Origin of the sequence: Desulfococcus sp., from assembly GCF_050178255.1 — a bacterium.
Classification (GTDB): domain Bacteria; phylum Desulfobacterota; class Desulfobacteria; order Desulfobacterales; family Desulfococcaceae; genus Desulfococcus; species Desulfococcus multivorans.
This window is the reverse complement of the sequence record NZ_JBFXGG010000135.1, coordinates 1-7,337: the sequence shown is the minus strand read 5'-3', so window position 1 is coordinate 7,337 and position 7,337 is coordinate 1. Positions and strand designations below refer to the sequence as shown.

Annotated in this window: 6 protein-coding genes; 5 read left to right on the top strand and 1 reads right to left on the bottom strand. The window is 55.2% G+C overall.

Annotated elements, in window-relative coordinates:
• Positions 1 to 17: 17 nt before the first annotated feature.
• Positions 18 to 398 carry a hypothetical protein gene (locus tag AB7S84_RS15505; RefSeq protein ID WP_428155597.1) on the bottom strand — a complete coding sequence of 127 codons (381 nt, stop codon included), beginning with the start codon at positions 396 to 398 and terminating at the stop codon, positions 18 to 20.
• 616 nt (positions 399 to 1,014) lie between these two features.
• Here AB7S84_RS15505 and AB7S84_RS15500 point away from each other — a divergent pair.
• The 5 genes from AB7S84_RS15500 to AB7S84_RS15480 all read left to right on the top strand — a co-directional run.
• On the top strand, positions 1,015 to 1,419 hold the full coding sequence (locus tag AB7S84_RS15500) for a hypothetical protein (protein WP_428155595.1): 405 nt from the start codon (positions 1,015 to 1,017) through the stop codon (positions 1,417 to 1,419).
• 114 nt (positions 1,420 to 1,533) lie between these two features.
• Complete coding sequence (gene ftsH / locus AB7S84_RS15495; RefSeq protein WP_020875746.1) at positions 1,534 to 3,393, top strand: ATP-dependent zinc metalloprotease FtsH; 1,860 nt, start codon at positions 1,534 to 1,536, stop codon at positions 3,391 to 3,393.
• Between the two features lie 291 nt (positions 3,394 to 3,684).
• Positions 3,685 to 4,695: a uroporphyrinogen decarboxylase family protein gene (locus AB7S84_RS15490; protein WP_428155592.1), complete on the top strand. Its 1,011-nt coding sequence runs from the start codon at positions 3,685 to 3,687 to the stop codon at positions 4,693 to 4,695.
• Between the two features lie 736 nt (positions 4,696 to 5,431).
• On the top strand, positions 5,432 to 5,845 hold the full coding sequence (locus AB7S84_RS15485; protein ID WP_020875748.1) for a hypothetical protein: 414 nt from the start codon (positions 5,432 to 5,434) through the stop codon (positions 5,843 to 5,845).
• A gap of 44 nt (positions 5,846 to 5,889) precedes the next feature.
• A partial coding sequence (locus AB7S84_RS15480) for a phage tail sheath family protein (protein WP_428155589.1) occupies positions 5,890 to 7,337 on the top strand: 1,448 nt, incomplete at its 3' end.

Genomic DNA, 7,337 nt, shown 5'->3' with positions numbered 1-7,337 from the left:
AGAAAGCGTTGGTCTCTTTATTCCAGGATCGTGTAGTCATCCACTTCAACGGATACCTGACCCTCTTCTTCCAGGACGGTTCCCTTGATCTGGATTTTCTTGCCGATCATGGACTTCACTTCCGATCCCTGACCCGTATCGGCCAGTTCATAAACATAGCCGTTGTCATCCACGAGTTGGCTGCTTTCATTGATCATTCCGGACACCACGATCTGATCGCTGCCGGGCATAGTCTCCTCAGCAGCGGTCCCGGGGTCCTGGGTTTCCGTAATGCCGGACTTCTCGGTTTCAGTCTCGGACTTGTCTTCTCCGAACCAACCGGCATACCCCGTACCGAACACGGTCAGTGATAGTGCCAATACGATTGCAACGACATGCCATGCATACTTTCTCTTCATGGTGAAAACCTCCTTGGTAAAGGGTTTAACGGCGAATCCCCTGACTAAAGCTGCTTCCGGGATCTGCCGTAACGCTTCGAGCAGCAGAGCCGCTCATTGCAGTTTTGAACAGCAACAAGCATGCCATATCTATTAAAATTAAAATAACAACAATATAAACAATATTTTACGTTTGAACCAAAAGAACACTCATTGGATTCATGTGTAGGTGAAACCCTGCAATATCCACGTGCGGTCTTTCGCGGGGATGCGCCAAACTGCGGCCATCCATGCCAATATCCAGTGAAGGATTTTTCATGCACCGGGTGGGTTTCTTCGAGATGCCTGCGAACCCGGTCGTGCATCTTCCGCATTGCCCCTCGCTGTTGTAAAAGATGTTATTTTGTCTGGAACCCTCATTTTGAGGGTTGCACCATGGATAGAAAACGAATTTATCGGAAAGATTGAACTGCCATGCGTAAGATGGACGGGATCGGTCGCCCGGCAAGCCCTGTAACGAATTACAGGTTTCCCAAGGGCATGATACATTAATTAAGGTATACACCCAAAGGCGTTCATTCACTAGTTTAAGAAATTGAAGACGTAACATCTGTATGAAAACAAGGGGGCATTGACGATGATCCTGATTGAAATCGGGACGGCAATCATTATCGCCGCTATCTTTTACGGCGTATTTCAGCTGATGCACCATCGGGAGCGGAGACGGGGGGCGCTGTCCATATTTCTCATCATTCTTTTCGGCGCCTGGGCCGGTGGAATCTGGCTCACGCCGCTGGGCCCCTCTTATGGTTCGATCTACCTGCTGCCGTTTATCCTGGGCGGCGTCGTTGTCTCGCTCATCGTTCTGGCCTTTTCCAGGGATCCGCAGCCCCGGAATCGAGAGGAAACGCTGGATCTGCTGGATCGGATCGAAGCTGAAAGAAACGTGGAGAAGATCGCTTTTATATCCATGAACCTCTATCTGAAATGTCTCATGATTTTTTTGATCCTCGCGGTCGTTCTTCGTTACGTTCTTGCATAGTTCCGGAACCGCGCCGTCGTTGGGAATTTCTCGCGCTGTGAAGAAAGACTTTTTCGAATGGCGATGCTTTCGTCCCCGTCTTGTCGGTGGTGGTAAAATGAAGGAGAGTGTTTTATGAAAAAAGATTTTTCATCGCTCGAAAAAACGGCCTGGAATCGAAACTATTTGTGGCGGCTGATGATTTGGATCGGCGTCGTTTTTCTGTTCATCATGTGGATCCGGCCTGGTGCGCCGGAAGTCTCCTACACCCTGTTCAAGGATGAACTCAAGGCCGGCAATGTGGAAACTCTCCGCATCACCGGAGAGCACATGCGCGGCAGCTTCAAAGAGCCCGTCGCCGTGGGGGAAGGGGAGAACGCCCCGAAGATAACGACGTTTCAGACCATCGTTCCCACTTTCGAGAATCCGGTTCTCCTCCGGCTCATCGACGATAAGGTGCCGACCGTTCGGGTGGATTCAACGGAGAGTTCCTGGCTGGGAATCCTGCTCATCCAGCTGTTGCCGTGGATCTTGATTATCGGCGCTTTTGTCTACTTCAGCAGGAGATTCCAGAACGGACTTCCGGGCCAGGGCGGTATATTCGGGTTCGGCAAGTCCAAAGCCAGGCGGTACCAGCGATCCGAGAGCGACACCACCTTCGATGACGTGGCCGGCATGGAGAACACCAAAGCCGAGTTGCAGGAGATCGTGGCATTCCTGAAGGCACCTGAAAAATTCAGCCGGCTTGGCGGCAAGCTTCCCAAGGGAATCCTGTTGGCCGGACCTCCCGGCACCGGTAAGACGCTCATGGCGCGTGCCACGGCCGGTGAGGCGGATGTGCCCTTCTACGCCATCAGCGGCTCCGAATTTATAGAGATGTTTGTTGGCGTGGGGGCATCACGGGTGAGGGATATGTTCGCCAAAGCCAAGAAGGAGGCGCCGGCCATCATTTTTATCGACGAGATCGACTCCATTGGACGGGCTCGCGGAACGGGACTGGGCGGCGGTCATGATGAGCGGGAACAGACCCTCAACCAGATCCTGGCGGAGATGGACGGATTTTCCCCCCACGAAGCGGTGGTGGTGATGGCCGCCACCAACCGTCCGGACATTCTGGATCCGGCCCTGATACGCCCGGGTCGGTTCGACAGGCGGGTCACCATCGAGCTGCCCGACCGGAGGACGCGGGAGAAAATCATCGAGGTTCACGCTCGCAAAACCCCCTGCGCCGAAAGTGTCGACTTCGCCGAACTCGCCGCCCTGACCATCGGATTTTCAGGCGCGGATCTGGAGAACCTCGTGAACGAGGCCGCGATTATCGCCGCACGTCAGGACAAGCAGCGCGTGGACAAGGACGATTTCGACGTTGCTCTGGACAAGATCAGACTGGGGCCCGCACGCGAGGATCTGCTCAATGAATACGACCGAAAGCTCGTGGCCTACCACGAAGCCGGCCACACCCTTGTGGCCAGGCATCTGGAGAAGGCCGACCCCGTCAAAAAGGTCACCATCATTCCCCACGGCCAGGCCCTTGGCCTCACGGAGCAGATTCCGGAAGAGGATCGACGGAACGTGAGCAGAAGCTACCTCCTGGATCAGGTGACGGTTCTGATGGCCGGACGCGCCGCAGAAAAGATCGCCCTGGATGACATTTCATCCGGTGCCGCCGACGACATCAAGAAGGCCACGGCGCTGGTCCGCCGAATGGTCTGTCGCTGGGGGATGAACGATGCCCTGGGACCGGTACATTACGGAGATCGGAACGGACATCCGTTCCTTGGAAAGGAGCTTTCGGACATGAAGAGCTACAGCGAAGCCACCGGCAAACGCATCGACGAAGAGATCCGGAAGATCCTCATCGAATTGGCGAAAACGGCCGAGGCGCTGCTGGTCCGACATCGGGACAAGCTTGACGAACTGGCCCGGGAGCTGATGATCCATGAAACCCTGGAAAGCGAAGATCTCGATAGAATACTTGGAAGTAAAGACGCCTGATCGAGGATCCCCGCGCAGGGAAAGCGTTCGCACGCCCAATCGGGGTAGGCGGCCGTCTGGTTGGCATACGCATGACCGAAAGGCGCCATCCCCATCTTTGCCCATCGGGTAAGGGGAAAAGGGCTTTGCATGTTGAGCGAGGAGGATGCTATGAAAACATATCGCATGATGTTATGGGCTGGAGCCTTGTTGACGGCGGGGTTGCTTTATCCGGTACTCCCGGCATTTCAGCGACACTTACCGGATCGACTGCACCAAAGCGGCTTCAAGGTTCAAGGCGTGCGGCGGTGAATGATGCACCGACAGACGGCAGACCATATCGCACGTGTCATGAAGGCCGTCCGCCGTTGTCCCGGAACCCCTGTTGCCAGGGGCGAATTGACGCTGGACCCGGCGTTTGCACGAAAATACCTGAAATGGCGGTCCCGCGATAGTCGGACGGAATCCCTTTCGGACACGGCCCTTCTCATTGAGTGCTGCAAATGTCTTGAACTCGATCTCATCTGTCTCCAATCGGAAAATGTGGCGGAGAGCGGTGCGTGTTCACTGGTGGCCCTTGACGACATCCGGCATATTGCAGGCGCCGGCCTGTTTGTCTTCTGGGTCGTCAACGGCGCTTTTCAGACGGCGATGACCCAAGGGGATATGATGGCATTTCTGATGAAGACGGCCGCCGCCCCCAATGCGATCGCCGCGGCGCTCGAAAGGATATCCGGCAAGGTGACCGACGTCATGGCCAAAGGCGTGGCTGCAGGCGCCCACGGGATCATTTTGGCCGATGATATCGCCTACCGGCAGAGCACTTATGTATCGCCGTCGTTTGTCGAACGTCATCTTCTGCCCCTCTGGCGAAGACAGGTCGCCTTTGCCAAGGATCTGGGGGTGCCGGTATTCTTCCATTCCGACGGCAATCTCAAGGCGATCCTGCCGTTTATCGCGGCGGCCGGATTTGACGGCCTGCAGTGCGTGGAATCCTCGGCCGGTATGGATCTTGGAGACATCAAAAAGGGTTACGGCGGGCACCTCTGCCTGATGGGCAGCATCGATCCCGGGCTGCTTTGCGAAGCGGAGGGTGTCGATGATTCCGACAGCCGTTATGCGTGTCTGCGTCGCTCGGTGGCCGATGCAATGGCCGCAGCAGGCGACGGCGGCGTTATCCTCGGAACCTGCAGCGGACTTCATGCCGGAATGTCGCCTCGTCTCGTCGATACCCTGTATCGCCTGGCCGCTGAGATGGATCCGATGTGCCGGAAGCGCTTCGCGGCGGCAGGGCCGGCATCACGTACAGAAATCGAGAAATGAAAGATAACGGGTGGTGAGAATTCCCGGCATTCAGATGGATGCCGACCGTCGCATTTTTTCTTCTTGACACGCCGATCGCAGTTTAGTAGGGCTATTATATATTGAATATAGAATTGAGCAACCTGTTAATATACATACCATAATCAAACCAATCTCAGCTCAGATCATTTTCGGAGAATGCCCATCGTTCGGATGCCTGGGGATTATAGCAGGATACACGATTCCCCAAAATGGTGTCATTTCTTTTAATGGGAAATGGGCCGGTGTTACACTACATAAAAACCAATAGACGCTTTAAATTTTCCATGTAGTGATGCATCTCTGTCTGCTCGGATATGAACTGCCGCCACCGTCTCATCTCCGTCCCGATGTTACACTGGGCTCAGCCTTCTATTATCGCTTACGCAGCATCAACCTGCACCGCGTAACGTCAGATGAATCTCCGACCGGTTCTTTAAAGTCGATTCGTATTGACAGCCTGAAGGTGACCCGCATTTTCATTCAAATGAAAAATTTCGCACGCCTGATATCGGGTTGAACGCCTGTTGTCCGGCGGCACCTCTATCCGGTCGCTGTCATGAAAGTTGAAAGTTGAGAAAAAGAATTGTAGCTTCACCCTGAACAACTAAATATTTGTTTTAATTCAACTAATTATGGATGGCCTTGAAAGGGCCGCCCGTCGGTTGAACTACCATCGGAGCCAATGGAAGAAAACCTTTAACTTGGGGAGATGTCTATGTCTGAACAATTAAATTGGAGCTTTACGGTTCAAGTTGTCGGCGGTCCGACGCTGGCGGCCTCGGGCAAACAAGTCGTCGACGCTTACAACAAGTCCCAGGTTGTGGTGCCGGCGAGTTCGAACGGGACGGCCGGGTCGATCGAATTGACCCTTGATACGACCGGCGCATCCATCCTCATTGTCAGGGCCAGCCGGTACGTTGATCCTGATACGCCCGCAAACCGGTTGCAATATGCCGTGACCGTGGAAGGTACCACCGCGGATCCGGTCGATTTAACCGGTCCGCTTGTCCTGATTGGCGAGAGTGCCGTAAGGTTGTTGGGCGATCCGGTAGCGAGCCTGACCTTCACCAATCCCATCGCATCGGATATCACGATAGATACGCTTGTCGGCGTGGATGCAACACCCTGACAATACCCCAATAACCATAATTTGATGAATGCAGGGGGCTTATTATGGCAACAAATCCAACCTATCCCGGCGTCTACATAGAAGAAGTGCCGAGTGGTTCGCGCACGATAACAGGCGTCGCCACCTCGATTACGGCGTTCATTGGTCGGGCGCAACGCGGTCCGGTCGACAGCCCCGTACTCATCAGCAGTTTTGGTGAGTTTACGCGTCTGTTCGGCGATCTATGGGTCAAGAGTGCCCTGGGGTACAGCGTGCAGCAATTTTTTATGAACGGCGGCGCACAGGCCGTCATCGTGCGTGTCGACAACGGCGGCGTTTCCAGCAGGATTGAACTTGAAGACGACGGGGGGACGGTTGTGCTTGAGCTCGAAGCCGCCAGCCCCGGCGAATGGGGCAATAACCTGCGTGCAATCGTCGATCATGACACCCGTGACGGCACCCAGGATCAATTCAACCTCATCATTCAGGAATTTGATCCCACAACAGGCGACAGTTCGGCAACGCCGCCCGTCCCGCCCACGACCGTTCAGGAAGAAACCTTTCTCAACGTATCGGTTGACGAAGAAAATCCACGTTACATCGGCAAGATTCTTGAGACATCTCTCCTCGTCAGGCTGTTGACGGATCCGCCGCCGGCGCGTCCCGCAGAGACGGGTACGCCCGCCGATGAGAATGCCAAACAGGCTGAAGGCATCGGCACGGACGGCAATGACATCACGGCCGACGAAATTGCCGGAGCGAACCTGGAAGCCGATCGCAGAGGCATTTATGCGCTGGAAGATGCGGATATTTTCAACATGATGGTCATTCCGCCCCTGACGCGCACCAATGGGGATGTCGACTTCGATACCATATATACGCCGGCGCTCAACTATTGCGAGAAGCGGCGTGCCATGCTGATTATGGATCCGCCGACATCGTGGACGCGTCCCGACCTGGCGGTCGGTGCGGCTCGGGGAGGAGATTATCCCAAGCATAAAAACGCGGTGTTGTATTGGCCTCGCGTGCGGCTGGCCGATCCCCTGCGCGAAAATCGCATCGAGGAGTTTGCACCCAGCGGCATGATGGCCGGCATTATGGCTCGCACGGATGCACAACGCGGTGTCTGGAAGGCACCTGCGGGAACCGAAGCAACCCTTGCGGGTGTGCGGGAGCTGTCGTATCGCATGACCGATGCCGAAAACGGGCAGTTGAATCCACTGGGAATCAATGCATTGCGCACATTTCCCGTCATCGGTCGAGTGGCCTGGGGGGCACGCACCACACGCGGTGCCGACCAGTTGGCCAGCGAGTGGAAATACATCTCTGTGAGACGACTGGCTCTATATATTGAAGAGAGCCTCTATCGCGGCACCCAATGGGCCATATTCGAACCCAATGATGCGCCGCTATGGGCGCAGTTGCGCAAGGCGGCAGGCGGTTTCATGCAAACCCTCTTCCGTCAGGGCGCCTTTCAGGGGTCGACCCCTGCCGAAGCATATCTGGTGAAATG

Excerpts from the sequence above, each read along its gene's own strand:
- AB7S84_RS15505 (WP_428155597.1), bottom strand. The coding sequence starts at position 398 with ATGAAGAGAAAGTATGCATGGCATGTCGTTGCAATCGTATTGGCACTA.
- AB7S84_RS15490 (WP_428155592.1), top strand. The coding sequence starts at position 3,685 with ATGATGCACCGACAGACGGCAGACCATATCGCACGTGTCATGAAGGCC.
- AB7S84_RS15500 (WP_428155595.1), top strand. The coding sequence starts at position 1,015 with ATGATCCTGATTGAAATCGGGACGGCAATCATTATCGCCGCTATCTTT.
- ftsH (WP_020875746.1), top strand. The coding sequence starts at position 1,534 with ATGAAAAAAGATTTTTCATCGCTCGAAAAAACGGCCTGGAATCGAAAC.
- AB7S84_RS15485 (WP_020875748.1), top strand. The coding sequence starts at position 5,432 with ATGTCTGAACAATTAAATTGGAGCTTTACGGTTCAAGTTGTCGGCGGT.